The organism is Mesorhizobium sp. WSM3626, from assembly GCF_000513935.1.
In the GTDB taxonomy this organism is placed as follows: Bacteria; Pseudomonadota; Alphaproteobacteria; order Rhizobiales; family Rhizobiaceae; genus Mesorhizobium; species Mesorhizobium salmacidum.
Genome location: NZ_AZUY01000006.1, coordinates 1 through 24,537 on the forward strand (window position 1 = coordinate 1; position 24,537 = coordinate 24,537).

General features: G+C 62.6%; 26 protein-coding genes. 17 read left to right on the forward strand and 9 right to left on the reverse strand.

Annotated elements, in window-relative coordinates; translation table 11 throughout:
• The coding region (locus tag M653_RS01000000132140; protein WP_032935043.1) for a helix-turn-helix domain-containing protein at positions 1-140 on the reverse strand (140 nt) is incomplete at its 3' end.
• A gap of 134 nt (positions 141-274) precedes the next feature.
• A complete protein-coding gene (locus M653_RS1000000136595; RefSeq protein ID WP_027142577.1) occupies positions 275-760 on the reverse strand; it encodes a hypothetical protein in 486 nt (161 codons plus the stop codon).
• Between the two features lie 178 nt (positions 761-938).
• Here M653_RS1000000136595 and M653_RS0106405 point away from each other — a divergent pair, with 178 nt between their 5' ends.
• The 5 genes from M653_RS0106405 (at position 939) to M653_RS0106425 (ending at position 7,131) form a co-directional block, all read left to right on the forward strand.
• Positions 939-2,000: a glycosyltransferase family 4 protein gene (locus tag M653_RS0106405; protein ID WP_027142578.1), complete on the forward strand. Its 1,062-nt coding sequence runs from the start codon at positions 939-941 to the stop codon at positions 1,998-2,000.
• A 44-nt stretch (positions 2,001-2,044) separates the two neighbouring features.
• Entirely contained in the window at positions 2,045-4,207 is a 2,163-nt protein-coding gene (locus M653_RS0106410; protein WP_027142579.1) for an amylo-alpha-1,6-glucosidase, read from the forward strand.
• 106 nt (positions 4,208-4,313) lie between these two features.
• A complete protein-coding gene (locus M653_RS0106415; protein ID WP_027142580.1) occupies positions 4,314-6,119 on the forward strand; it encodes a trehalose-6-phosphate synthase in 1,806 nt (601 codons plus the stop codon).
• Positions 6,119-6,919, forward strand: a complete 801-nt coding sequence (gene otsB, locus M653_RS01000000132155) for a trehalose-phosphatase (RefSeq protein ID WP_032935056.1) — start codon at positions 6,119-6,121, stop codon at positions 6,917-6,919. The genes M653_RS0106415 and otsB overlap by 1 nt, the downstream gene beginning before the upstream one ends.
• Positions 6,919-7,131 (forward strand): hypothetical protein, encoded by a 213-nt coding sequence (locus M653_RS0106425; RefSeq protein ID WP_027142581.1) that lies wholly within the window; start codon positions 6,919-6,921, stop codon positions 7,129-7,131. The genes otsB and M653_RS0106425 overlap by 1 nt, the downstream gene beginning before the upstream one ends.
• A gap of 6 nt (positions 7,132-7,137) precedes the next feature.
• On the opposite strand, the gene dprA is transcribed toward M653_RS0106425, so the two are convergent.
• Genes dprA through M653_RS0106445 form a run of 4 tightly spaced genes read right to left on the reverse strand, consistent with a single transcriptional unit; the run spans position 7,138 to position 11,173 of the window.
• A complete protein-coding gene (dprA, locus tag M653_RS0106430; RefSeq protein WP_027142582.1) occupies positions 7,138-8,271 on the reverse strand; it encodes a DNA-processing protein DprA in 1,134 nt (377 codons plus the stop codon).
• Positions 8,268-8,855: a glycerol-3-phosphate 1-O-acyltransferase PlsY gene (gene plsY / locus M653_RS0106435; RefSeq protein ID WP_027142583.1), complete on the reverse strand. Its 588-nt coding sequence runs from the start codon at positions 8,853-8,855 to the stop codon at positions 8,268-8,270. The genes dprA and plsY overlap by 4 nt, the downstream gene beginning before the upstream one ends.
• Positions 8,856-8,909: 54 nt before the next feature.
• Positions 8,910-10,196, reverse strand: coding sequence for a dihydroorotase (locus M653_RS0106440; protein ID WP_027142584.1), 1,287 nt, complete (start codon positions 10,194-10,196; stop codon positions 8,910-8,912).
• Positions 10,193-11,173: an aspartate carbamoyltransferase catalytic subunit gene (locus M653_RS0106445; protein ID WP_027142585.1), complete on the reverse strand. Its 981-nt coding sequence runs from the start codon at positions 11,171-11,173 to the stop codon at positions 10,193-10,195. The genes M653_RS0106440 and M653_RS0106445 overlap by 4 nt, the downstream gene beginning before the upstream one ends.
• Before the next feature lie 171 nt (positions 11,174-11,344).
• Between M653_RS0106445 and M653_RS0106450 the strand changes: the two genes are divergently transcribed.
• The 3 genes from M653_RS0106450 to M653_RS0106460 all read left to right on the forward strand — a co-directional run bounded on the left by M653_RS0106450 (position 11,345) and on the right by M653_RS0106460 (position 13,998).
• Entirely contained in the window at positions 11,345-12,973 is a 1,629-nt protein-coding gene (locus M653_RS0106450) for a DNA alkylation response protein (protein WP_027142586.1), read from the forward strand.
• Between the two features lie 135 nt (positions 12,974-13,108).
• Complete coding sequence (locus tag M653_RS0106455; protein ID WP_027142587.1) at positions 13,109-13,657, forward strand: AEC family transporter; 549 nt, start codon at positions 13,109-13,111, stop codon at positions 13,655-13,657.
• A complete protein-coding gene (locus M653_RS0106460) occupies positions 13,657-13,998 on the forward strand; it encodes a DUF6105 family protein (protein WP_027142588.1) in 342 nt (113 codons plus the stop codon). Before M653_RS0106455 ends, M653_RS0106460 begins: the two co-directional genes overlap by 1 nt.
• Here the strand turns inward: M653_RS0106460 and ruvX are convergent.
• A complete protein-coding gene (ruvX, locus tag M653_RS0106465; protein ID WP_027142589.1) occupies positions 13,916-14,422 on the reverse strand; it encodes a Holliday junction resolvase RuvX in 507 nt (168 codons plus the stop codon). The genes M653_RS0106460 and ruvX overlap by 83 nt on opposite strands.
• A 123-nt stretch (positions 14,423-14,545) precedes the next feature.
• On the opposite strand from ruvX, the gene M653_RS0106470 reads away from it, so the two are divergent.
• The 6 genes from M653_RS0106470 (at position 14,546) to M653_RS0106495 (ending at position 19,002) form a co-directional block, all read left to right on the forward strand.
• Positions 14,546-15,253: a metal-dependent hydrolase gene (locus tag M653_RS0106470; RefSeq protein WP_027142590.1), complete on the forward strand. Its 708-nt coding sequence runs from the start codon at positions 14,546-14,548 to the stop codon at positions 15,251-15,253.
• 24 nt (positions 15,254-15,277) lie between these two features.
• Positions 15,278-15,694 (forward strand): hypothetical protein, encoded by a 417-nt coding sequence (locus M653_RS0106475; protein WP_027142591.1) that lies wholly within the window; start codon positions 15,278-15,280, stop codon positions 15,692-15,694.
• A gap of 88 nt (positions 15,695-15,782) precedes the next feature.
• Positions 15,783-16,070 (forward strand): Asp-tRNA(Asn)/Glu-tRNA(Gln) amidotransferase subunit GatC, encoded by a 288-nt coding sequence (gene gatC, locus M653_RS0106480; RefSeq protein WP_027142592.1) that lies wholly within the window; start codon positions 15,783-15,785, stop codon positions 16,068-16,070.
• Positions 16,071-16,077: 7 nt separating this feature from the next.
• Positions 16,078-16,530, forward strand: coding sequence for a GNAT family N-acetyltransferase (locus M653_RS0106485; RefSeq protein WP_027142593.1), 453 nt, complete (start codon positions 16,078-16,080; stop codon positions 16,528-16,530).
• Positions 16,530-18,095 carry an amidase family protein gene (locus M653_RS0106490; RefSeq protein ID WP_027142594.1) on the forward strand — a complete coding sequence of 522 codons (1,566 nt, stop codon included), beginning with the start codon at positions 16,530-16,532 and terminating at the stop codon, positions 18,093-18,095. The genes M653_RS0106485 and M653_RS0106490 overlap by 1 nt, the downstream gene beginning before the upstream one ends.
• 109 nt (positions 18,096-18,204) lie before the next feature.
• Entirely contained in the window at positions 18,205-19,002 is a 798-nt protein-coding gene (locus M653_RS0106495) for a YdcF family protein (RefSeq protein WP_027142595.1), read from the forward strand.
• On the opposite strand, the gene M653_RS0106500 is transcribed toward M653_RS0106495, so the two are convergent.
• Positions 18,975-19,694, reverse strand: a complete 720-nt coding sequence (locus tag M653_RS0106500; protein WP_027142596.1) for a DUF599 domain-containing protein — start codon at positions 19,692-19,694, stop codon at positions 18,975-18,977. The two genes, M653_RS0106495 and M653_RS0106500, sit on opposite strands and share 28 nt — an antisense overlap.
• A gap of 170 nt (positions 19,695-19,864) precedes the next feature.
• Here M653_RS0106500 and M653_RS0106505 point away from each other — a divergent pair, with 170 nt between their 5' ends.
• The 3 genes from M653_RS0106505 to M653_RS0106515 all read left to right on the forward strand — a co-directional run bounded on the left by M653_RS0106505 (position 19,865) and on the right by M653_RS0106515 (position 22,829).
• Positions 19,865-21,268, forward strand: a complete 1,404-nt coding sequence (locus tag M653_RS0106505; RefSeq protein WP_027142597.1) for an L-serine ammonia-lyase — start codon at positions 19,865-19,867, stop codon at positions 21,266-21,268.
• Between the two features lie 76 nt (positions 21,269-21,344).
• Complete coding sequence (locus M653_RS0106510) at positions 21,345-21,782, forward strand: DUF1489 family protein (protein WP_027142598.1); 438 nt, start codon at positions 21,345-21,347, stop codon at positions 21,780-21,782.
• 345 nt (positions 21,783-22,127) lie between these two features.
• Entirely contained in the window at positions 22,128-22,829 is a 702-nt protein-coding gene (locus tag M653_RS0106515; RefSeq protein ID WP_027142599.1) for a DnaJ domain-containing protein, read from the forward strand.
• 45 nt (positions 22,830-22,874) lie between these two features.
• Here the strand turns inward: M653_RS0106515 and M653_RS0106520 are convergent, their stop codons facing one another.
• Positions 22,875-24,296 carry a D-alanyl-D-alanine carboxypeptidase family protein gene (locus tag M653_RS0106520; RefSeq protein WP_027142600.1) on the reverse strand — a complete coding sequence of 474 codons (1,422 nt, stop codon included), beginning with the start codon at positions 24,294-24,296 and terminating at the stop codon, positions 22,875-22,877.
• Positions 24,297-24,537 lie beyond the last annotated feature (241 nt).

Consider the following 24,537-nt stretch of genomic DNA (forward strand, 5'->3'; position numbering starts at 1 on the left):
TTGTAGCGTGTGAGGATCTTGTAGCCCGTCTTGCGCGAGATATCGAACTCCCGGCAAAGCACGGCCATCTTCTCGCCGTCCAGCAGACGGGCGATGAACTTCAGCCGCTCTTCCATGACGTTACACTCCTTCCAAGGCACCTTGCTCTCCTTGCAAAGGGCCGAAAGTGTAACCCATCTATCCGCAATGAACTGTCACCCATCTCTCGGGAAGGGCAGACGACATGCCAGCGCTTTTGGTTTGCCCGTGAATCCGGGCGGCGCGCTATAACCGCTCAGACGCCCTGCGACAGATGCACCTCCAAAACGGCGGCTTTCTTGGCAATCAGTCCTTCCAGGTCCGCGTCGGATCGTTTGGTGCCGGTACGTTCGCGCAGCAACGAGATCACCGCGCTCATCGTAAGCTGGACGGTGCGATCGCTCAGGATAGCGTCCACCGCGCCGGCGACATCGGGAGTCTCCGTCGGTGCTCGCATGATCGGTTCCTTTCTGTTCAACTCGGCCTCGGCGCCGTCGGCCGGTCCCCGCACGCCCCGGTCGAAGATGACCGCCAGGCCGTTCTTCACGGCGAGGGCGGCGACCATGTCGTCGAGGTGGCGATCGGAGAGCACTGGCTCCGAAGGATCGGGTTTCAGGGTTCTGCGGATCACTCGGGCGGCCTGGTCCGTCGACACAAAGCCAAAGTGCCGTTTTCTGGCCTCGACATATTGTTCGACGATCATGCTTAGACGCCGGGCTGCGATATCCCTGGGTTCCTGCATCTGGACCTCCTTCGGCTGCCGTAAGCGCAAGGTCGGCATTACCGACAGGAAATAGGGCGGCTGGTCGAGTCAGACAGGGGACGGATCAATCATTCCACGCATCTTCCAAAGAATCAGGAACGATCCCGGCCCTGATGCATTTTGGCCCTATGACCAGCTCATTGAGGGACGCCGGGACATGAAGATTGCGCATGTCGCACCACTTTACGAATCGGTGCCACCAAGGCTCTACGGGGGTACCGAGCGTATCATCTCATACCTTACCGAAGCTCTCGTCGATCTCGGCCACGAGGTGACATTGTTCGCCAGCGGCGACACAAAGACCTCCGCCAAACTGGTGCCATGCCGCGAAAGGGCGCTTCGTCTCGATCCCCGCCCGCTGAAGTCCGAGATTGCCGCGCATCTGTCGATGCTCGACGAGGTGAGGAACCGGGCCGAAGAGTTTGACGTCGTTCATTTCCATCTCAGCCATTTCCTGCATTTTCCGTTTTTCCGCGATATGCCGCAACGCACGGTGACGACCCCGCATGGCAGGCTGGATTACGCGGACCTCGCGCAAGCCTATGACCGGTTTCCTCGGTTTCCCATGATTTCCATATCCCGCAGCCAGCGGGCGCGGTTCGCATCCGCGAATTGGCTGGCTACAATCCATCATGGGCTGCCGCTCGAGCTTTACGAGCCCGATTTCGAGGCAGGCTCCGATGGGACCTATCTTGCATTTCTCGGCAGAATGTCGCGTGACAAGCGGCCGGACCGGGCGATCGAGATCGCCCGCCGCACCGGCCTGAAACTGAAGCTCGCCGCCAAGGTCGGCGATGGCGACCGCGCCTATTTCGAGGAAGTCGTGCAGCCGCTGATCGATGGTGACCAGGTCGAGTATGTCGGCGAGATCGGCGAGGATCAGAAGAGCAGATTTCTGGGCAATGCGGCCGCTTTGCTGTTTCCCATCGATTGGCCCGAACCCTTCGGGCTTGCGGTAATCGAGGCCATGGCCTGCGGAACCCCGGTCATGGCCTGGAGTTGCGGGGCCATGCCCGAGATCATCGATCATGGGGTCACCGGCTTTGTCGTCGAAACCATCGAAGATGCCGTCGCCTCAATGCCGGCTCTCCTGCAACTCGACAGGCGACGAATAAGAACGGCCTTCGAAAAGCGGTTCTCCGCCGTCAGAATGGCCAGGGATTATGTCGCGGCCTATTCGCGGCTGAGCGACCGCCACGAGCAGAGCAGAGCCTCGTAAACCTTCACCCGTCCAGAAATCAGCACGGGACAATCTTCTTGACCATTACCCAACTCGACGAGCGAAAGCTCGACCCTGCAATAGCACTGGCTTCCCTGGACGAAACCGCCCCCAGGGAGCCGCATCGGCTTTACGCCCTCAAGCATAGCGATTGCTTTGCCGTCGCCGATGCCTATGGCGACATACGCGGCGCTGGCGACGGGTTCTTCCGTGACGACACGCGCATGCTCTCCGAATTTCGCCTGACCGTTGGCGGGCGGTCGCTGTCGTTGCTTGGCGCATCGCTTAGTCAGGACAACGTCCTGTTCACCAGCAACCTGACCAATCTGCCGATCGAGAGCGCCGCGGGCCGCCAGATTCCGCAGGGCGCGATCCATATCGAGCGGGTCAGGCTTCTGTGGGAGGAAAGGCTGTATGAACGCATCACGCTCTCCAACTATAGCCGGGAGCATTCGACGGTCCTGGTGTCGCTGCGCTTTGGCGTCGATTTTCGCGACATGTTCGAAGTCCGGGGCTCGACCCGTTCCAAGCGCGGCACCGCGCACACGGCAGAGATCGACCAGAGTTCGGTCGTGCTTCGCTACGAAGGCCTGGACGAAGTGGAGCGGACATCGGCGATCTCGTTTTCACAGCCGCCCGATCAACTGACCTCCGAGCGGGCGGATTTCTTCATTGCCGTCACCAAGCGCAGCCGCCAGACGCTTTACGTGGAGGTGGGGAGCAAGACAGACGCCCGCCCGCAAAGTGACCGGTTCCGGGCCGCTGCGGCACGCGCCCGTTTCGGCATGCGCGCCAAGCGCCGGCATGGGGCGACGCTCCACAGTTCGGGCCGCGTCTTCAATGACTGGATGGAGCGGGCCCGCGCCGATGTGGCGTTGCTGACGACGGAACTGGCGACCGGGCCTTACCCCTATGCCGGCATTCCGTGGTTCTCCACCGCCTTCGGCCGGGACGGCGTGATTTCAGCTCTGCAGATGCTTTGGCTAAATCCCGGCCTCGCCCGTGGCGTTCTTGCGTTTCTCGCCCAGCACCAGGCGACCGAGACCTCACCCTTCAGCGATTCCGAGCCCGGCAAGATCATGCACGAGACCCGCAAGGGCGAGATGGTGGCGCTGAGTGAGTTGCCGTTCGGCCGCTATTATGGCGGCGTCGACACGACGCCGCTCTACATCCATCTCGCCTGCGCCTATGCGGACCGCACGGGAGACACGGAATTCATCGATAGCCTGTGGCCATCGCTGTGCGCCGCCGCCGAGTGGATCGAGACGGCGAGCCGTTCGACCGGGTTCCTTACCTACCAGCGCGCCGCGGAATCCGGTCTTGCCAACCAGGGATGGAAGGACAGTTTCGATTCCGTCTTCCATGCCGATGGCCGCATTCCGAAAGGACCGATCGCGCTGGTCGAGGTCCAGGGTTACGTCTTTGCGGCGTTCCAGGGATTGGCAAAGCTTGCACGGCTGCGCGGCGAAGAGGAGCGGTCGGAAAATTGGGAACTGCGCGCCGATGCGATTCGCCAACATGTCGAACGCCATTTCTGGATCGAAGACCTTGGCTATTATGCGCTGGCGATCGATGGCGATGGCCAACCCTGCAAGGTCCGCACGTCCAATGCGGGCCACCTGCTCTATGTCGGCCTTCCCAATCCGGATCGCGCACGCATTGTCGCCGATCAACTGCTATCGGCTTCGTTCCATTCCGGCTGGGGGCTGAGAACGCTGGCGGACGATGCTATCTTCTTCAACCCGATGTCCTATCATAACGGCTCCATCTGGCCGCACGACACCGCGATCTGCGCCGCCGGACTGGCGCGCTACGGCATCCGTGACAACGTGGTGCGGTTGATGAGTGGGACCTTCGAATCCGCGGTTCATTTCAACATGCGGCTGCCCGAACTGTTCTGCGGATTCACGCGCGCGGCCGGCGAAGCGCCGATTGCCTATCCGGTGGCTTGCCTGCCGCAGGCCTGGTCCGCAGGCTCCGCCTTCATGCTCATGCAGGCCTGCCTGGGCCTTCAGATTGACGGTCGGACGAACGAAATTCACGTGACCCAGCCGCGCTTGCCGATCGGTATCGACAATCTCGTCATTCGCCATCTCTCGGTCGGACATGTGGCGGTGGATCTGACGTTCCAGCGCGTGGGAGATCGTGTCGGCGCCTTCCTTGCGGATGCGCATGAGGGACTGGTGCCTCTGGTGGTCAGGAGTTGAAAAATCGGAACCATCATGAGAGCGGAACGTTGGGTCACCGCGTCATGGATGCCGGAGATCCTGTCGGTGGCATTGCCGCGTCCCATTGAAAGGTAGTCAATTCGAAATGCCCGACAACAGTTGGTATCTGGTCGTCCCTTCGGCTACAATGTGGCTCTTCATTCTCGTAATTGTCGGTATCTCATGCGTCGCGCTTGCGGTGGCAATATCGCGAGGAAATCGGGCCAGAAGCGCGAAGCTCGCCAGGTCTGAAGCAGAACCCATTCGCGGTCCGTTGCCGGAATTCGAGAAGAACGGGCAATCCGCGACCGCCGCGCTCGTCCAATGGTCGCCGGAAACGTTGCGTCACATTTTGGCGAAGGAACTTCCCGATGCGCAGGTGATCGTGGTTTCAAACCGCGAACCCTACATCCACAACCGCAACGGCGACGAAATCCAACTGGTCGTGCCCGCCAGCGGGCTGGTCTCCGCGCTGGAGCCGATTACGCGCGCCTGCGCCGGCACATGGATCGCCTATGGTGGCGGTTCGGCCGATCCGCTTGTCGTCGACGAAAATGACCGCGTCGAGGTGCCGCCTGAAAATCCTTCCTATACGTTGCGCCGCGTCTGGCTGAGCGAGGAAGAACTGCAAGGCTATTACCTGGGCTTTGCCAATGAAGGGCTCTGGCCGCTGTGCCACATAGCCTTCACCCGGCCGATATTCCGCGCCTCCGACTGGGAGGCCTATGAGGCGGTCAACCGTAAATTCGCCGATACCGTCGTCGCGGAGGCACGTAACGAGCGGCCCATCGTGCTGGTCCAGGACTACCATTTCGCGCTGTTGCCGCGGATGATCCGGGAGCGCCTGCCGGAAGCGATCATCATCACCTTCTGGCACATTCCGTGGCCGAATTCAGAGGTGTTCAGCATCTGCCCATGGCGCGAGAAGATTCTCGAAGGATTGCTGGGCAGTTCAATCGTCGGCTTTCACACCCAGTTCCATTGCAACAACTTCATCGATAGCGTCGACCGCTTCCTGGAGAGCAGGATCGAGCGTGAGGATTCCGCCATCTCCTATGGCGGTCAGATCAGCCTGGTTCACGCCTATCCGATTTCAATCGAATGGGAGCCGCCGCGTCTGAGCAAACTGCCTGCCGTTGCAGAATGTCGCCGGCTTATCCGCGATAAATTCGGCTTTGCCGAAAACGTCAGGCTGTGCGTGGGCGTCGAACGCCTCGACTATACCAAGGGCATCCTGGACCGCCTCAACGCACTCGATGAGTTGCTCACACTGCATCCGGAATGGATCGGCAAGGTGGCGTTCCTGCAGGTCGCCGCGCCAAGCCGCGGCACCTTGCCTGCCTATCAACAATTGTACGAGGAATGTCTGCGCCATGCCGAGGATATCAACCAGCGCCATGGTCGTGAAGGCTATACCCCGGTGGTGCTAGTGACCGAACATCACTCGCAAACACAGGTCTACGAGATTTACCGGGCCGCCGACGTCTGCATGGTCACCAGCCTTCACGACGGCATGAACCTGGTTGCAAAGGAGTTTGTCGCGGCGCGCGAGGATGAACAGGGCGTGCTGCTGCTCAGCATGTTTGCCGGCGCGTCGAAGGAGCTGCTGGAGGCGTTGATCGTCAATCCCTATGACGCGGCGATGATGGGCGACGCCCTGCTGCAAGCCTTGACCATGTCACCGGAAGAGCAAAGTCAGCGCATGCGACGCATGCGCGAGGTCGTACGCGAAAACAATGTCTATCGATGGGCTGGCAGCATGCTGTTCGATGCGGCGCGCCTGCGCAAACGCGATGCGGTCGATCGTGCCGTCAACGGCGCCCCCGGTTCTCCTGGTCCCGGTTCTCCTGGCCCCGGTTCTACTGGCAATGTGATATCGCTGCTCGACCGCAAGCGCGTGGCAGCGCTGTGATGTCGACATTGTCAAACTTGACCGAACCCAACGTCCCGCAGGATGCGTGGTGTCTTTTCCTCGATATCGATGGCACGCTTCTCGAACATGCCGCGCATCCAGATGCGGTGGTTGTCGGCGATGAGTTGCGGACGCTGTTGGCGGGGCTCGAATTGCAATTGGACGGGGCTCTGGCGTTCATCACGGGACGGTCGATCGCTGCGGTGGATCATCTTTTCCAGCCCCTCAGATTGCGCGCCGCCGGGCTTTACGGCCTTGAGCACAGGCTCACGCGTGATGGTCCGGTCGAGGCGGCGGGAGAGCCGGCCGACATTGCGGCGCTTGCCGAGGAAATCGAAGCGGAGCTGGGCAGTGCGGACGTCTATATCGAGCGCAAGGGTCCGATCCTCGCAATCCACACGCGCGCGGCACCGCAATTGTTGCAGCGCGCGACGCAACTGGTCGAGCAGGCGCTGGACAGGTTGCCCGTGGGGTATCGGGTGCTGGCTGGCAATGCCGGCGTTGAATTGATGCCGTTGGAGGCGGCGAAGGGAGCGGCAATCAGGCGCTTTTTGGATCTGCCGGCTTTCGCGGGGAGGCGGCCGGTGTTTCTTGGCGACGACACATCCGACGAGAATGGTTTTGAGGCCGTGAATGAGATGGACGGCATCTCGATCCGCATCAAACCGAGCGGACCGACAGCGGCGCGCCATGTGCTTGCCGGGGTTGGCGAGGCCTTGGCTTGGCTGGCTGCGGTGAGCCAGCGCAACTTGGATGGATCGACCGGTCTGGTCCATCCCTTGAATCGAAGGAGTCGGTGATGACCCAATTCACCAGTCTCATCCTGGAGATCATGCCTGCTTGGCTACGCCGGCGGTCGCTCCCGAACGAGCACGAGAGCGAGCCGGGTTTCGATCCGTCGCGCCCGCAGGACGCGGACGAGGTCTGGCGCCAGTTTGTCCAAAAGGATCTCTTTGGCGACAACACGCAGGATTACGTCGAGACCGAGGATAAAAAGACCAACCGTCACTGAGGGCGGTCAGCCTTCCCCGAAAACCAGCGAAACATTGCCACCGGCGTGACGCTCGAGGCGGCCGGCGAGGTCGAGTTCCAGCAGCACCATGAAGACCTGGGCCGGGTGCAGGCCGGTGTGGCGGATGATTTCGTCGACCGGCACCGGTGTCGGCCCCAGCGCCTCGATCACCTTGGCGCGGTCGCTCTCGCCTGGTGGCGGTGTTGCCGAAAAATCGGGCGGGTCTTCAAACGGCGGCACCTCAGGCGCTCGCATGCCGGTCAGCGGAAGGATCGCCCTGGAGATGTCCGAAGCTTCGGTGACCAGCGTGGCGCCGTCCTTGAGCAGGCCGTTGGTCCCGGCTGCGCGCGGATCGAGCGGGGAGCCGGGGACCGCAAAGACCAGTCGGCCCATCTCGCCGGCAAGCCTGGCGCTGATCAGCGAGCCTGAGCGCTGCGCTGCCTCGACCACCACCAGTCCAAGGGCAGCACCAGCAACAAGACGGTTACGGCGCGGGAAATCCTGGGCACGCGGCTGCCAGCCGAACGGCATTTCCGAGATGATGGCGCCGCGCTCGGCAATGTCATCGCACAGGCCGGTATTTTCGGGCGGGTAGGGCAGGTCGAGGCCGCCGGCGAGCACTCCGACCGTACCGGTCAAGAGACTGCCCTGATGCGCCGCTGTATCGATGCCGCGCGCCAGGCCGGAAATGATGCCGTAGCCCTCTCTTGCGAGATCGGCTGCCAGCATGCGCGCCATCTTGATGCCGGCAAGCGACGCGTTGCGGGCGCCGACAATCGCGACCCCCGGCAATCGGAACACCGCGGCGTTACCCTTGACCGCCAGCAGCGGTGGCGGATTGTCCATGCTGCGCAGCAGCGGCGGATAGTCTGCCTCGCCGATGCCGACAAAGCGTGCACCGATCCGCCTCGCGGCCTCCATCTCGGCCTCGGTTTCGGCAACGGAAGGGATGCGCACGATCCGGTTGGCGCCACCGGAAATCATCAGTTCCGGCAGCATTTCCAACGCGACCTCGGCCGAACCGAAGCGGTTGATCAGGTCGCGAAAGGAGGCTGGGCCAACATTCTGGGTGCGGATCAGCCGCAGCCAGCTCAGTCGCTGGCGATCGGTGAGACGCGGCCCGGCGGCCGGTTCGCTCACCCCTTGGCTCCGATCTTGCCTTCGGTGCCGGCAATCAGCCGCGAAATGTTTTCCCGGTGTTTGATGAAGACAATGATGCTCATCACCACGAACAGCACTGCAATCCGCGGTGTGCTCATGAAATACAGGGCGACCGGGACGACGACGGCCGCAGCCAATGCTGCCAGCGAGGAGAAGCGAAACAGAAAAGCCATCACCAGCCAGACAATGGCGAAGATCACCGCCACCTGCCAGGCAAGGCCGACCAGCACACCGAGATAGGTCGCGACGCCCTTGCCCCCTTTAAATCCCAGCCATGCCGGGAACAGGTGGCCCAGAAAGGCACCAAGACCAGCCCAGACCGCCGTCTCAGGCGCGAAATGGCCTGCTATCAGCACGGCGGCGGTGCCTTTCAGCGCATCGAGCAGCAAGGTCGCGGCGGCGAGGCCCTTGTTGCCGGTGCGCAGCACATTGGTGGCGCCGATATTGCCGGAGCCGATCTTGCGTACGTCACCAAGGCCGGCCGCGCGGGTGAGCAGCAGGCCGAACGGAATTGAGCCCAGCAGATAACCGAACACCAACGCCAGGATCAGGCCGTAAGTCATTGTTTCCCCCGCATTGTCCACAACCATGCTCGATGTGGCATGGTTACCGCCGGCTCAGGCAGAAAATACTGTGCGGCCCGCCACCAGCGTTTGCAAGACCTTGCCTTGCAGTCGTGCGCCTTCGAAGCAGGTGTTTTTCGAGCGCGAGCGGATGCCGCTTTCACTGACGATCCAGGGTTCATCGAGATCGACGAGCACGAGATCGGCTACCGCGCCCGGCTTCAGTGTGCCGCCGGGCAATCCAAACAGCCTCGCCGGCGCGGTGGACAAGGCTTCGATCAGCCTGAGCAAAGGCACGTCGCCATTGTGGTAGAGCCGCAAGGCCGCCCCAAGCAGGGTTTCGAGGCCGATGGCACCGGCAGCGGCGTCGGCGAAGGGCAGCCGCTTGGTGTCGACATCCTGCGGATCATGCGAAGAGACGATGACATCGATCGTTCCGTCCTTCACCGCCTCGATCACAGCCAGCCGGTCTTCCTCGGCGCGCAGCGGCGGCGTCAGGCGGAAGAAGGTGCGGTACTCGCCGACGTCGTTTTCATTGAGCGACAGATTGTGGATCGATACGCCCGATGTCACTGCCGCGCCGTCAGCCTTCGCCCGCGCCATGGCGCTTGCCGCCATTGCCGTCGAGATTTTCGCGGCGTGGTACGAACCGTGCGTCAGCCGCGCCAGCGCGAGGTCCCGCTCGAGCGGCATGGATTCGGCTTCACGCGGAATGCCGGAAAGGCCAAGCCAACTGGCATACAGGCCTTCATTCATGACGCCCGATGATCCAAGGTCGGCATCCTGCGTTTCATGGACGATGGTGGCGCCGAAATCGCGCGCGTAGGTCAGCGCGCGGCGCATCACCAGGGCGCTCGATATGGTATGCCGCCCATCGGTGAAGGCGACCGCACCCGCCTCGCGCAGCAGGCCGAACTCCGTCATCTCGCGCCCGTGGAGGCCCTTGGTGATGGCGGCGGCCGGAAAGATGTTGACGACGGCCGTATCCTTGGCGGTGCGCAGCACGAATTCGACCAGCGCCACATTGTCGATCACCGGGTCGGTATCGGGCATCATGACGATCGACGTCACCCCGCCCGCGGCCGCGGCGACACTCGCCGAAGCGATGGTTTCGCGATGCTCGCCGCCCGGCTCTCCGATGAAGACGCGGCCATCGATCAAACCTGGCATGATCGCCTTGCCGGCGCAGTCGATTGCCGTGGCGCCGTCGGGGACGCCCTGGTTCAGCGCTGCCTTGCCAGCGGCAACGATTTTCTTGCCATCGATTATGACCGAGCCGACTTCGTCGATGCCGCGCGAAGGGTCGACGATGCGGGCACGTTCAAAGACCGTGATGCTCATGCGCCGCGGCCCCCTTGATTGCGGCCCTCTTGATTACGACGGGGATCGAGCAGCGCTTCCATCACCGCCATGCGCACGGCGACACCCATTTCCACCTGCTCCTGGATGACGCTTTGCGGGCCGTCGGCGATTTCGGAGGCGATCTCGACACCTCGGTTCATCGGGCCGGGATGCATGACCAGCGCGTCGTCCTTGGCCGCTTTCAGCTTCTCGGCATCCAGGCCGAAATAACGGAAATATTCGCGCACCGACGGCACGAAGGCGCCCTCCATGCGCTCGCGCTGTAAGCGCAACATCATCACCACATCCGCGTCCTTGAGGCCTTCCGCCATCGAGCGGCAGACGATGACGCCCATCCTGTCGATGCCCGAGGGCAACAGCGTCGAGGGCGCCACCACGCGGACCTGTGCGCCGAGTGCGTTGAGCAGCATGATGTTGGAGCGCGCCACGCGCGAATGCAGGATGTCGCCGCAGATCGCCACGATCAGCTTCGACAGCGGACCCTTGGCGCGGCGGATGGTGAGCGCGTCGAGCAGCGCCTGTGTCGGGTGTTCATGCGCGCCATCACCGGCATTGACCACCGAGCAGCCGACCTTCTGCGCCAGAAGGGCCGCCGCGCCCGCCGACTGATGGCGGATGATCAATATATCGGGCCGCATGGCGTTCAGTGTCATCGCGGTGTCGATGAGCGTTTCGCCCTTTTTCACGGAAGAGCTCGCCACCGACATGTTCATGACGTCGGCGCCGAGCCGTTTTCCGGCCAGTTCGAAGGACAACTGCGTGCGGGTCGAGGCTTCGTAGAAGAGGTTGATCTGGGTGCGGCCGCGCAGCGTCGAGGTCTTTTTCTCGGACTGCCGCGAGATCGCGACCGCCCGATCCGCCCTGTCGAGCAACAACTCGATGTCGGCGGGCGAAAGATCGCTGATGCCCAGAAGATGGCGGTGAGGATAGAATGGCAGGGACGAAGCGTCGGTCATCTCAAGGGGCTGCTATAGGGTGCGGATTTCGCGCCCGCAAGCACCCGCTTTGGATTGACGCCGTTCTCCCCGGTATTTTCGTCGCGCGCGCGGCAACGCTTGGGCTATATCTAGCCGATGGCCTCGGATTCGAGGCTTTCCAACGATAGGGCCTTTCTAGAAGGATTGGGCGTGACCGACGACGTGACGAACCAGCCGCCGCCGCTGACCGGCGGCAACGCCTGGCGAGGCGATCCGTTGCTGATCCAGCTTGCCGAACGCTTTTCGGATCCGGTGCGCAAGGATCTCGATGGGCTTGGCCGTTTCGTGCTCACGCAAGAAGCCCAGGAACTGGCGCGCCTCGCCAATGTCGAGACACCGAAACTCAGGACCCACGATCGCCAGGGACGGCGCATCGACCTGGTCGAATTCCATCCTGCCTACCACGCTTTGATGCGCCGTTCGGTGGCCAACGGCCTGCACTCTTCAGTCTGGGAAAATGGCGACGCCGAGATTGGCCGCCGCCATCAGGTGCGGGCCGCCCGTTTCTACCTGACCGCGGAGCTCGAGACCGGACACCTCTGCCCCATCACCATGACCAGCGCCTCGCTGGCGGCGCTGATGGCCAGTCCAAAACTGTTTCGCGAATGGGCGCCGCGCGTAACGACGCGCAAATACGACCAGAGCCAAAAGCCGCCGGTCGAGAAGACCGGGCTGACGCTCGGCATGGGCATGACCGAGAAACAGGGCGGCACGGATGTGCGGGCCAATGTGACCAGGGCGGAACGCGTCGGAAGTGGGTTCTACCGCCTGACGGGACACAAATGGTTCATGTCGGCGCCGATGTCGGATGCCTTCCTGGTGCTGGCGCAAGCGCCGGAGGGGCTGTCATGCTTCCTGGTGCCGCGCGTGCTCGGCGACGGGTCGGGCAATGGCTTTCGCTTCCAGCGGCTGAAGGACAAGCTTGGCAACCGCTCCAACGCGTCTTCCGAGGTCGAGTTCGTCAACGCCATCGGCGAGATGGTCGGCGAGCCCGGCGCCGGCGTCAAGACGATCATGGACATGGTGACGCTGACCCGGCTCGACTGCGCGGTGGCGTCTTCGGCGATCATGCGGGCGGGGCTGGCCGAAGCGATCCATCATGCTCGTCATCGCCAGGTGTTCGGGACCAACCTGATCGAGCAACCGCTTATGCAGCGGGTGCTGGCCGACATGGCGCTCGATGTCGCCGCGGCGACCGCGCTCTCGTTCCGGCTGGCGCGTTCCTTCGACGAGGCGGCGAGCGATCGCGGCGAGGCGGCGTTCGCCCGCGCCATGACGCCGGTCGTCAAATACTGGGTCTGCAAGATCGCGCCGCCGCTGCTTTATGAGGCGATGGAGTGCCTTGGCGGCAATGGCTATGTCGAGGAAGCTCCGCTCGCGCGCTATTACCGCGAAGCACCTGTCAACGCGATCTGGGAAGGATCGGGCAATGTCATGGCCCTCGATGTGCTGCGCGTGCTTGGCCGCGCCCCGGGCCTTTTCGAAGAGGTGCTGGGCGGCATCGACCGCGACCTCGGTGCCGGCGGGCGCGGCACGGTCGGTGTTCTGAAGGCGGCCATGCAGGTCGCTTCGACCGACGAGGGCTCGGCCCGGCTGCTGACGGAACAGCTTGCGCTGTCGGCGGCGGCGGCCGAGTTGCGCCGGCTGGGGGCAGGGCGGATCGCCGACGCTTTCGTCGAGACGCGACTCGCGGGCCAGTGGCGCAATACCTACGGTATGCTCGATTCTCGTCACGATGCGCGCATGATCATCGATACGCTATATCCGCCGGTGAATTGACGGCGATGCCACCCATCATCCGAAGGGCGTTGCCGGAATCTCATCGGCCCAGCCGCCGTTAACCTTAACAAATGGTTTCCATTGCGGCAGCGCACCGCAAAGCCCACTGTCATTCCCGTCGAAGCAGGAATCACGATGCGACACGTATTGACCTCCTTTCTGTCCGTGCACTGGGCGATCGTTTTCGGCCTGCTCGCGCTGATCTGTATCGATGGAAATCGAGGTGTGGCGGCGGCTCTTGGCGTACTCGGGGTGGCCGTCGAGAGCGCCCGATTGATCAATCTCGAGAATATCGTCGTGGTCGCTCCGCTGGCGACCGCGTTGCTGGTCGTGGCGGTGCTGTTCTTCTGGGCCTTTGTCGATACGCTGATCAACGACGCGTCCAGCCCGGGCGCCGACAGCGTCATTCGCATCGCCTTTATTTCAGCTTCCGGCGTGATGTCGATGATCCTGATCGGCGGCGCGGCGCAAGGCATCAACGGTCTGTTCATGGTGGTGGCCGTGCAACTGGCCGCACTTCTGGCTTCCTATGTCGCGATGCTCGCCGAACGGCGTTCGGTAGCTGCGTTGGCTGAGGACGAATTCCACGCCACGGCGCACAGCATGGCGAAGGCCGCGGCGCATAATTCACTGCTCTCCCTGATATCGGGCCGGACCGGCTCGAACGGCAAGGGAGGTCGCTGATGCGCTACATCTTCGCGTTGTGGGCGGGCCCGATGGCGCTGTTCTGGGGCTGGTTCTATCTGTCGGCCAACGACATGAATTTCGGCTACGTCATGCTCAGCCGGCAGATGCACGACTTCTTCTTCCAGCTCTATGGCCAGATACTCGGTATCGATCCAGCGATCATCCCCGGTATGGTGGCCAAGACCTGCATCTTCGACGGTTTTCTGCTTATGGCGCTGTGGGCGTTTCGCCGCCGCAGTGAGATCATCGGCTGGATCAGGCAGAGGTCGGTGGTTCAGGTTCCCTTCGATCGGCTGCATCGAGCGACTGAAGCCGGTCCAAAACTCCCTGCAGAATAAAGGCGGCTGCCGCCGAATCGATCTTGCCGGCGCGTTTGGCGCGCGAGAAGTCCATTTCGATCAGCGTCCGTTCGGCCGCGACCGTCGACAGCCGCTCATCCCAGAACACGAAGGGCAGGTCACTCAGCTGCGCCATGTTGCGCACGAAGGCGCGCGATTTCTGTGCGCGCGGGCCTTCCGACCCGTCCATGTTGATCGGCAGTCCGATCGCCACCGCACCGACATTCTCCCTCTCCAGCAACGCCAAAAGGACGGCGGCATCGAGTGAGAATTTCTTTCTGAGGATGACCGGGCGGGGATGAGCGAAGGAGAAACCCCGGTCGGAAACAGCGACGCCGATCGTCTTGTCGCCGAGATCGAGCCCCGCCAGGGTCTTGCCATGGGCGAGCCGTGCCGGCAATTGCTCAATCGTGATGACAGCCAACGGGTTTCCTCGTCTTTTCGGCGCCACGCGTCTTTTCGGATGCGCGGCGGACATTATACCCTTTGATATCTGGGCCATCGGCGTTCTATCGTCTGGCTCGGCAAAAATCGAGGAAATGCATTCATGAAACTGACCTGGTACGGCCACTCGGCCTTCCGCATCGAAACCGGTGCCGCGAAGATCCTGATCGACCCTTATCTGATCGGCAACCCATCCTGGACAAGCGATTGGGAAGGGCCGGCCGAAGGGATCACGCATGTTCTTTTGACACATGGGCATAGCGACCACATCAGCGGCGCGCTGGAAGTGCTCGGCAAGAGCGGCGCCCAACTGGTCGCCAATTTCGAGATCTGCATGTACCTGGTCGGCAAGGGCGTCAGCGACAAGAAGATCAACCCCGGCAATATCGGCGGCACGGTCGATTGCGGCGGCTTCACCACCACCTTCGTCCAGGCGCTGCACTCTTCCTCGTTTGGCGAAGAGGGCGGCAAGAACGTCTATCTCGGCAATCCGGGTGGGCTGGTTCTGCATTTCCCGGAAGACAAGACGCTCTACCACATGGGCGATACCGACATCTTTTCCGACATGGCGCTGATCAACGAGCTGCACGAGCCGAAGATCGGCATTGTTCCGATCGGAGACCGCTTCACCATGGGTGGCGCGGTGGCAGCCCTTGCCTGCCGCCGCTTCTTCAAATTCGACACGGTTGTCCCTTGCCATTTCGGCACGTTTCCGATGATCGATCCGACGCCTGAGAAGTTCGAAGCCGGCATGGAAGGATCCGGCGTCAAGGTCGCATTGTCGAGGATCGGGGAAACGATTACCATCTAGAAACAACCAAAGCGGAACAAATCCATGGCGTTGGGGCGATTTCTTTGCGTGTCGATGTTTGTCGCGGCGTCGCCCGCGCTCGCCGCGGATGATTTCATCGAAGGCATTTATCTCCAATCCGAGGAGCTTTGCGCGCAGGCCAAAAAGGACACGCTGCAGACGCTTGTCGATGCCGGCAACATCGTGCTTTCGAAGAATGGCCTGCAAGGCGTGGAATACAATTGCGAGTTCGTGCAGGTCAGCAAGGCGACGCGCTCGCCGAGCTGGGCGGTGACGGCCATCTGCCAGGAACCGGGCTATGTCTTTCCCGATGTCCTGTCGGTAACGCGGATCAGCCCGACGCAGCTCGACCTCGTCTCGGTCCGGCCCATCGACGATGAAAGCGAGGCGAGCGGCAACAGCGGCAGCTATTATCTGTGCGAGGGCGTTGCCCTGCCATGAAGCTGTTTGCCCGATTGTCGGCCGGCGCATGTTGCGCGCCGCGCGCCGCGCCGCTATAGCGCGGACTGGTTTTTCCCGAGGCGAATACATGTCCGTTGATGTCAAGACAGTGAAGCGCGTCGCGCATCTCGCCCGCATCGCGGTGAGCGAGGACGATGCCGAGCGCATGACCGGCGAGTTGAACGCCATACTGGGCTTCGTCGAGCAGTTGAACGAGGTCGATGTTTCTGGCGTCGAACCAATGACCTCGGTGACGCCGATGGAGATGAAGAAGCGCGGGGATGTCGTCACCGACGGCAACAAGGCGGCCGACATTGTCGCCAATGCACCGGCGACCGACGAGAATTTCTTCCTCGTGCCGAAGGTCGTGGAGTAAGACGCCGATGGCAATCGAGATCGCCATCGAGACGCCGCTGCAGGATGACGTGCGCGACCTGGTCAGGCAACTCAACGAAACCTTGCTCGAATTGACGCCGCCGGAGCATTGCTACCATCTGACGGTCGAGCAGATGGCGGGCCATGACACAACGGTTTTCATCGCTCGCGACAATGGTATCGCCATTGGGTGTGGCGCCCTGAAGCGGCATGACGCCACCGGTGAGGTCAAGCGCATGTATATCAGGCCGTCGCATCGTGGTCAGCGGATCGGTGCCAGGATTGTGGAACGCGTTGAAGCCTTGGCGCGCGATGAAGGGCTGAAGCGGCTGGTGCTGGAGACCGGCGATCGCCATCCCGCCGCCTGGACCTTCTATGAACGTGCCGGCTTCTCGCGTTGCGGCCCGGTGCTGGATTATCCCGATTCCGAGTGGTCGGTGTTTTACGAAAAGAGCCTTTGATGAGCGACCTGATCCATCTGACGATTTCGCAGGCCCGCGCCAAGCTGCGCGCCAAGGAGATCACCGCGACCGAGATCACCGAGGCTTATCTCTTAGCGATCGATCGCGCCAATCCGGCGCTCAATGCTTACGTCGCGGTGACCGGCGACAAGGCGCGCGACATGGCCAAGACGTCGGACGCCAGGCTGCTTAAGGGCGAGGGCGGTGCGCTGGAAGGCATTCCGCTTGGGATCAAGGACCTGTTCGGCACCGAAGGCGTCCATACCCAGGCTTGCAGCCATGTGCTTGACGGCTTCAAGCCGCGCTATGAATCGACTGTCACATCCAATCTGTGGGCTGACGGCGCGGTCATGCTGGGCAAGCTCAACATGGACGAATTCGCCATGGGCTCGTCCAACGAGACCTCCTACTACGGCCCGGTCATCAACCCGTGGCGGCGTTTGCGCCTCGATACGGTGGTGATGCCGACGACACATCAGGGTGATGGCGGCTTCGTTTCGGCCGGTGGCACGAAAACCCAGCGCAGCCTCGACAATGCGCAACTGGTGCCGGGCGGCTCTTCCGGCGGTTCGGCGACCGCTGTGTCGGCCTTCCTGTGCGCAGGCGCAACCGCCACCGATACCGGCGGTTCTATACGCCAGCCGGCCGCCTTCACCGGCACGGTCGGCGTCAAGCCGACCTATGGCCGGTGCTCGCGCTGGGGCATCGTGGCCTTTGCCTCGTCGCTCGACCAGGCCGGACCGATCGCCCGCGACGTGCGCGACGCCGCGATCCTGCTCAAGTCGATGGCCTCGGTCGATCCGAAGGACACGACGTCCGTCGACAGGCCGGTGCCAGATTATGAGGCTGCGATCGGCAAGCCGATCAAGGGCATGAAGGTCGGCATTCCCAAGGAATACCGCGTCGACGGCATGCCGGAGGAGATCGAGGCGCTGTGGCAGAAGGGTATTGCCTGGCTCAGGGATGCCGGTGCCGAGATCGTCGACATCTCCCTGCCGCACACCAAGTATGCGCTTCCGGCCTATTACATCGTGGCGCCGGCCGAGGCGTCGTCCAACCTCGCCCGCTATGACGGCGTCCGCTACGGCTTGCGCGTGCCGGGCAAGGACATCGTGGAGATGTACGAGAAGACCCGCGCCGCCGGCTTCGGCCGAGAGGTCAAGCGCCGCATCATGATCGGTACCTATGTGTTGTCGGCCGGCTATTACGACGCCTACTATCTGCAGGCTCAGAAGGTGCGCAATCTGATCAAGCGCGACTTCGAAAACGTCTTCGCCGCCGGCGTCGATGTCATCCTGACACCGGCTACACCGTCCGCCGCCTTTGGCATCGCCGACGAGGACATGGCCGCCGATCCGGTCAAGATGTATCTCAACGACATTTTCACGGTCACCGTGAACATGGCCGGCCTGCCGGGCATTGCCGTGCCCGCCGGCCTCGATCCCAAGGGATTGCCGCTCGGCCTGCAACTGATCGGCAGGCCGTTCGAGGAAGAGACATTGTTCCAGACCGCCGCCGTCATCGAGCAGGCGGCCGGCTCATTCCAGCCGGAGAAGTGGTGGTAAGGGTATCACTCGCCTGACGCATGATCCCGAAAATCGCGATCGATTTTCGGAGAGAATCATGCGCAAAACCAGAGCATTACAGAGCCCTTGATGCCGTAAGGGTTGAGCGATGTTCTACTATCTTTCCAAGATATTCTGGTTCTTCGTCCAGCCGCTCAACCTGGCGATTTTCCTGCTTTTGGCGGGGCTGATCGCCGGGACGATCGGCCGGCGGCGACTTGCCGTCACCGGCAGCGTGCTGGCGTTTCTGATCCTTGCGCTGTCGGCCTGGACGTCGCTCGGGGCCATGATGCTCAATCCGCTGGAGGAACGCTTTCCCAAGCCGCCGCTGCTGGAGAAGGTAGACGGCATCGTCGTGCTCGGCGGCGGCTTCGAGGGCGCCATCAACCTCGCGCGTGGCGGCTATGAATTGAACAGCAGCGGCGATCGCATGGTCGAGACCGCAATCCTCGCCCGGCGTTTCCCGCAGGCAAAGGTGGTCGTCTCCGGTGGAAACGGCTCACTGTTCTTCGACGGCGAAGGTGATGCCGACACCGCTCCGCGCCTGCTCGAGGCGCTGGATGTCCCGGCCGATCGGCTGATCCTCGAAGACAAATCCCGCAACACCTACGAGAATGCGGTCTTCAGCCATGAACTGGTCAAACCCAAACCGGGCGAGACATGGCTACTGGTGACATCAGCCTTTCACATGCCACGCGCCAAGGCGCTGTTCGACAAGGCCGGTTTTTCAACCGTTCCCTGGCCGGTCGACTATCGCACCTCCGGTCGCGAAGGCATCGGGCTGTTTCGCGACAATGCGGCCGATTCAGTGCAGAACACGACCATGGCCGTCCGCGAGTGGATCGGACTTTTCGCCTATTGGCTTTCCGGGCGTATCGATCAGCCGTTTCCGGCGCCGGGCGGCTGACCGATCACGGCGCGCCGTGCCGCCGAGAAGAACTGGCGCCGTATCAGGACGGCCAGCAGCAGAAGCGTCGACAGCACGAACACCACCGGATCGACGAACCAGCCGAGATAGCCGATCGAGAAGAACACGCCGCGCAAGCCCGAATTGAAATGCTTGCCGGCCAGCATATTCATTTGCGTCGCGCGCCACACAGCCGTTTGCGTGACGGGATTGCGCGAGGCTTCGCCATGTGGGATCGGCACCGCGCCGATCAGGATCGAGCAGTAATTGAACAGCCTGTAGGCCCAGCCGAATTTGAAGAAGGAAAAGGCCAGGATCAGCACCAGTCCCAGCACCTTGATCTGAAAGGCCGAGCGCGATGGCGCACCGCCCAAGGGCAGGGTGCTCAGCACCTCAAGCACCCGGTCGGACGCGCCAAGCAGGGCGAAACAGCCGCCGAGCGCGATCAGTGAACTGGAGGCGAAGAAGGCGGTTCCCTGCTGCAGGCCGCTCATGATGGCGGTGTCGACGATGCGGATCTCACGCTCGGCCATGGTGCGCATCCAGGCCTCGCGTTGGGCATTCATGGCGGTCGTCAGCGACATGCGGCTAACCAGCTTGCCATCGGAGGCAAGCGTGTGCAGCACCCATGCGAGGAGGAAAAAGCCCAGCGCCGCGAGATCGGCCGTCGAAAGATAGGAGGAATCGCCCATAGGATGAATTTATCACATCTTGATCGCTTCGATCGCCCCACGCAGCGGCCGGCAATCAATGTCGCTGTCGGAGCAAACAAGGTCGGCAGGTGCTGCGCCGCGATTGTCAAAAGAGCGGAAACATCTCGGGAATTCCTATATGTAGTCCTCGACGTGATGCAGGAGACATCGTGTTCCTTTCGGTTTTCGACCTGTTCAAGATCGGCATCGGCCCCTCGAGCTCGCACACGATGGGGCCGATGACGGCTGCGCGCCGTTTCCTCGACGAGGTCGCGGGCGACGACTGGCCGCGGCCGGCCGGCGCCAAGGTCGACCGCATCGGCGCCAGCCTGCATGGCTCGCTCGCCTATACCGGCATCGGCCATGGCAGCGATCGTGCCGTCATTCTCGGCCTTGCCGGCCAGACGCCGCAAACGGTCGACCCCGACCAGGCCGACGGCATCATCAGCCGCATCACCGCCGATAAGCTGATTTCACCGCCCGGCCACCCTTCCTACCATTTCGACCCGGCCACCGATCTGGTGCTCGACCGCAAGACGCCGCTCACCGGTCATGCCAACGGCATGGCGTTCTACGCCTACGACGCCGGCGGCCGGTTGCTGCTCAAGCGCATCTACTATTCGATCGGCGGTGGCTTCGTGGTTTCGGAAGAAGAGCTGCAGCGGATGAAGGCAAAAGGCTCGGTCACGACCGAGGGCAAGAAGGTGCCGTATCCCTTCAAGAACGCTGTGGAGATGCTGAAGATGGCGGCCAAGAGCGGCCTTTCCATCGCCGACATGAAGCGCACCAATGAGGAAACGCAGATGTCGCGCGAGGCGCTCGACACCGGCCTGGATGCCATCTGGGATGCGATGAAGGGCTGCATCGACCGCGGCCTGTCACAGGACGGCATCATGCCGGGTGGGCTGAAGGTGCGGCGGCGTGCCAGGCAGCTGCATGACAAGCTGCAGGAGCAGTGGCAGCAGAACCGGCCGAACCCGCTGCTCGCCAATGACTGGCTGTCGATCTATGCGATGGCCGTAAACGAGGAAAATGCGGCCGGCGGGCGTGTCGTCACCGCGCCGACCAACGGCGCGGCCGGCACGCTGCCGGCGGTGCTGCGCTACTGGCTGCATTTCCATCCCGAGGCCGACCAGCCGAGCATCCGCGACTTCCTGCTGACGGCAGCGGCTGTCGGCGGCATCATCAAGTCCAATGCGTCGATCTCCGGCGCCGAAGTCGGCTGCCAGGGCGAGGTCGGCTCAGCCTCGGCGATGGCGGCCGCCGGCCTGTGCGCGGTCATGGGCGGCACGCCCGAACAGGTCGAGAATGCCGCCGAGATCGCGCTCGAACATCATCTCGGCATGACCTGCGACCCGGTCGGCGGGCTGGTCCAGGTGCCATGTATCGAGCGCAACGCGCTGGGTGCCGTCAAGGCGGTGACGGCCGCGTCACTGGCCATCAAAGGCGACGGCGTGCATTTCGTGCCGCTCGATGCCGCGATCGAGACCATGCGCCAGACCGGGCTCGACATGAACGAAAAGTACAAGGAAACCAGCCTTGGCGGGCTGGCGGTCAACGTCGTGGAGTGTTGAGGGCTGGCCCAAACCGGCACTGTGGAGAAGTCCGTCAGGCCGTTGACGTCTCGGCGCTCCGGACTAACCTTAGCGAATGGCTCTCAATCTCCTAAAGCTTTGCGTCGGCTGCGACAGTGTCGAGGATCTCGAAGAGTGGATCGCCTTCCGTCTTGACGAGCGCCGCCGTGCCGGTGAGCCAGCCGAACACTGGCACACCACCCGCATGGTGCCGACACGTGGCGACGAGGTCACCGATGGCGGCTCACTCTATTGGGTGATCAAGGGCAGCGTACAATGCCGCCAATTGATCACGGAAATCCGGCCGTTCACCGATGACGACGGCATCGGCCGCTGCCATTTGATGCTCGATCCCGAGGTGGTGCGCACCGACTGGCAGCCGCGCCGCGCCTTCCAGGGCTGGCGCTATCTGAAGCCAGCGGACGCTCCGTCCGATCTCGGCAAGGGCAAGGCGGGATTGATCGAGATGCCGCCAAAACTCAGGCGCGAGCTGGCCGATCTCGGCTTGCTCTAATGCACGTTGCCCAAAAGTGACCTCGGTTTTGGGAGAACGACATGCATAAGACAAAGCCTCTGTAGCGCGTCGCATAGGTCCGTTTCGACGCGACGCGCTTTAGACATTTTCTGGCCCTCAATGTTGCCTCGTGCTGGACTTGCAAGCGAGGGGACAACGCCACATCTTCAAATCCATGCGCGATGAAGAACCGTCGAAGTCGACACAGGCCGCGGCGTTGCGGAACCAGTTCGCACGATGGTCCTCTTCCAGCCCGGGTAAAGGCCATGATTCTGGCGCAGAAAAAGTGTTGAAGGACATCACGCGGCTGTCCAGGCGGACAGGATACCTGCGGGGCGATGGGAAATGTTAGGCGCAATTATCGTTGTGGTCGCGTTGGTGCTGGTGCTCCTGGGGGTAGCCACGGCCTTTCTCCGCGCGGATCCGGCGCAACTCGCAAGCGGGACGAGAACCTTGGGGCCGATCCTGCTGGCGGTGGTCGGCGGCGCCGTGCTCGTGGTCGGGCGTCAAGCCATCGGCGGCATCATCCTGTTCGTGGCAATCGCCTGGTACGGCGCCACGCGTACGGGCCGGCCAAATGCCAGGCCGGTTGCTGGAAAACGCTCAACCGTGCGGACAGCGGCACTCGAGATGGAACTCGATCACAATACGGGCGGCCTTGAAGGGCTGGTCCTGGCCGGCCGCCACGATGGCAAGATGCTTGGCTCGATGACCCTTGCGGAATTGCAGCATCTCTACCGCGAGCTCTCCGGCGATCCGGAGAGCCGGCAGTTGCTAGAGACGTATCTTGACGGCAGATTTCCCGTCTGGCGCAAACACGCTGAGACGAACGGTGGCGAAGGGCTGGGTGTTGCGCCAAGTCCGGGCGCCATGACTAAGGAGGAGGCCTACAAGGTCCTTGGTCTTGAAGCGGGGGCCGCCGCGGCGGATGTCCGCAAGGCGCACCGCCGCCTGATGCAGCGCCTGCACCCCGATATCGGCGGCACGTCTTTCCTGGCGGCGCGGATTAACGAAGCCAAGGACGTCTTGCTCTCCAATCACAACTAGTCTCCTTCGACGCAAAATTTTCCGGGAGATATCTTCCACGCGGTCCTATTGCTGGACGGCGTAGCACTCGATTTTCTTCTTCTTCAAAGCGGTGCAGGCCTTCCACGCGGCGTCCTTCGACCCAAAGCCGCCGAAACGGGCGCGGTAGTAGGTGACGCCGTCCTTGTCGAAAGCGACGGTGAAGCCGGACGCGTCGGCCAACACCTTGGGAGCCTGCTTGGTTGTGTTGTCGAGGAAAGCCTGGGCTTCGGACTGCTTCGGCGAGGAAGCAACCTGGATGGCCCAGCCCGATGGAACCGACGCGGTGCTGACCGGATCAACGGCCGGGGCGGGCTCTGCATAGGCAGCTACGACCTGTGCGGTGGCGACCTTGGGGGCGGAGACGATGACCGTCTTCACCTTCTTTGCCGGGACAACCAGCTTGGGTGCCTCTGCCTCGGCTGTATCCTCGTCCTCGCTGTCGCCCTGGGCAACGGTCGCGTCGTCCGCGACGGCCGTATCGGCTTCCGCCACTGCCACCGGCTTTTCGTCCGGGGTCGGCGCGTCATGCTTGGGCAGCAGAACCTTCGCAAGTGCGCTGATGGGATTGCTGTCCGCCTTGGCGACCAGATCGCCGCCACCGCGGGTCGATGCCCTCGGCAAATAGGCGTTGATCAGACCAGCCATCTGGTTGTCGCGGCTGCCGCCCGAGGTGCCACCCATGACGACGGCGACAAGGCGGCGGTTGCCGTCATTAACGGAGGAGACGAGATTGAAGCCGGAGGCGCGGGTATAGCCGGTCTTGATGCCGTCGACGCCCTTGATGCGTCCGAGCAGGCGGTTGTGCCCATTGATGCGCTGGCGACCGTAGAGAAAGGAGCGCTGCGCGAAATAGCCGTAGTACTGGGGAAAATGTTCCCGGAGCGCGATGCCGAGCGTGGCCATGTCGCGCGCGGTGGTGAACTGCCCCGGGTCGGGCAGGCCGTTGGCGTTGCGGAAGACGGTGCCGTTCATGCCGAGCTGCCGCGCCTTGGCCGTCATCATGCGGGCGAAGTTGGTTTCGTTGCCGCCGAGCATTTCGCCGAGCGCGGTCGCCGAGTCGTTGGCCGACTTCGTGACTATCGACAGGATCGCGGTCTCGACCGCGACCGATCCGCCCGGCTTCACGCCGAGCTTGGTCGGCGCCTCGGCGGATGCATGGGCCGAAAACACGACCGGCGTGTTTCTGCTGATCTTGCCCTTCGCCATCGCTTCGAAGGTCAGATAGAGCGTCATCATCTTGGTCAGCGAGGCAGGATAGCGCCGGCCATCGGCATTGGCCGAGTAGAGCACCTTGCCGGTCTTGGCGTCGACGACGATGGCTGCCGATTTTGCCGCGAACGACGAGGCGCCACCCGCGACGACGAATGTCATCGCCATGGCGAGGATCATGATCGTTTTGAGAGGGGACGCGGATTTGGAAACGATGCCCGACAACGCCTGACGCACTGGTAGTTCCTTTGAATTTCTCGTTGCGTTGGAGGCGGCAAAGGGATCCTGCCTCACTTCCGGCCAAGCTAGCGGGGCAGCGTTACCAATCCGTTTATGGTAACCGCCGCGTTCACCATTTTCTGGCGGTTTGAGCCTTCCTTTATTTGAATTTTAGCCATTGCCGCCGCCATCGCGGCCGCGAGCCCTGAATTCTTGACTTTTGTGCGTCGCACAATATATATTATGCATTGCACAACGG

Excerpts from the sequence above, each read along its gene's own strand:
- M653_RS0106510 (WP_027142598.1), top strand. The coding sequence starts at position 21,345 with ATGGCTCTCAATCTCCTAAAGCTTTGCGTCGGCTGCGACAGTGTCGAG.
- M653_RS0106425 (WP_027142581.1), top strand. The coding sequence starts at position 6,919 with ATGACCCAATTCACCAGTCTCATCCTGGAGATCATGCCTGCTTGGCTA.
- M653_RS0106500 (WP_027142596.1), bottom strand. The coding sequence starts at position 19,694 with ATGGGCGATTCCTCCTATCTTTCGACGGCCGATCTCGCGGCGCTGGGC.
- M653_RS0106490 (WP_027142594.1), top strand. The coding sequence starts at position 16,530 with ATGAGCGACCTGATCCATCTGACGATTTCGCAGGCCCGCGCCAAGCTG.
- M653_RS0106415 (WP_027142580.1), top strand. The coding sequence starts at position 4,314 with ATGCCCGACAACAGTTGGTATCTGGTCGTCCCTTCGGCTACAATGTGG.
- M653_RS0106445 (WP_027142585.1), bottom strand. The coding sequence starts at position 11,173 with ATGACCGACGCTTCGTCCCTGCCATTCTATCCTCACCGCCATCTTCTG.
- M653_RS0106495 (WP_027142595.1), top strand. The coding sequence starts at position 18,205 with ATGTTCTACTATCTTTCCAAGATATTCTGGTTCTTCGTCCAGCCGCTC.
- otsB (WP_032935056.1), top strand. The coding sequence starts at position 6,119 with ATGTCGACATTGTCAAACTTGACCGAACCCAACGTCCCGCAGGATGCG.
- M653_RS0106485 (WP_027142593.1), top strand. The coding sequence starts at position 16,078 with ATGGCAATCGAGATCGCCATCGAGACGCCGCTGCAGGATGACGTGCGC.
- M653_RS0106515 (WP_027142599.1), top strand. The coding sequence starts at position 22,128 with ATGTTAGGCGCAATTATCGTTGTGGTCGCGTTGGTGCTGGTGCTCCTG.
- M653_RS0106460 (WP_027142588.1), top strand. The coding sequence starts at position 13,657 with ATGCGCTACATCTTCGCGTTGTGGGCGGGCCCGATGGCGCTGTTCTGG.
- M653_RS0106440 (WP_027142584.1), bottom strand. The coding sequence starts at position 10,196 with ATGAGCATCACGGTCTTTGAACGTGCCCGCATCGTCGACCCTTCGCGC.
- M653_RS0106470 (WP_027142590.1), top strand. The coding sequence starts at position 14,546 with ATGAAACTGACCTGGTACGGCCACTCGGCCTTCCGCATCGAAACCGGT.
- gatC (WP_027142592.1), top strand. The coding sequence starts at position 15,783 with ATGTCCGTTGATGTCAAGACAGTGAAGCGCGTCGCGCATCTCGCCCGC.
- M653_RS0106475 (WP_027142591.1), top strand. The coding sequence starts at position 15,278 with ATGGCGTTGGGGCGATTTCTTTGCGTGTCGATGTTTGTCGCGGCGTCG.
- plsY (WP_027142583.1), bottom strand. The coding sequence starts at position 8,855 with ATGACTTACGGCCTGATCCTGGCGTTGGTGTTCGGTTATCTGCTGGGC.
- M653_RS0106405 (WP_027142578.1), top strand. The coding sequence starts at position 939 with ATGAAGATTGCGCATGTCGCACCACTTTACGAATCGGTGCCACCAAGG.
- M653_RS1000000136595 (WP_027142577.1), bottom strand. The coding sequence starts at position 760 with ATGCAGGAACCCAGGGATATCGCAGCCCGGCGTCTAAGCATGATCGTC.
- M653_RS0106455 (WP_027142587.1), top strand. The coding sequence starts at position 13,109 with ATGCGACACGTATTGACCTCCTTTCTGTCCGTGCACTGGGCGATCGTT.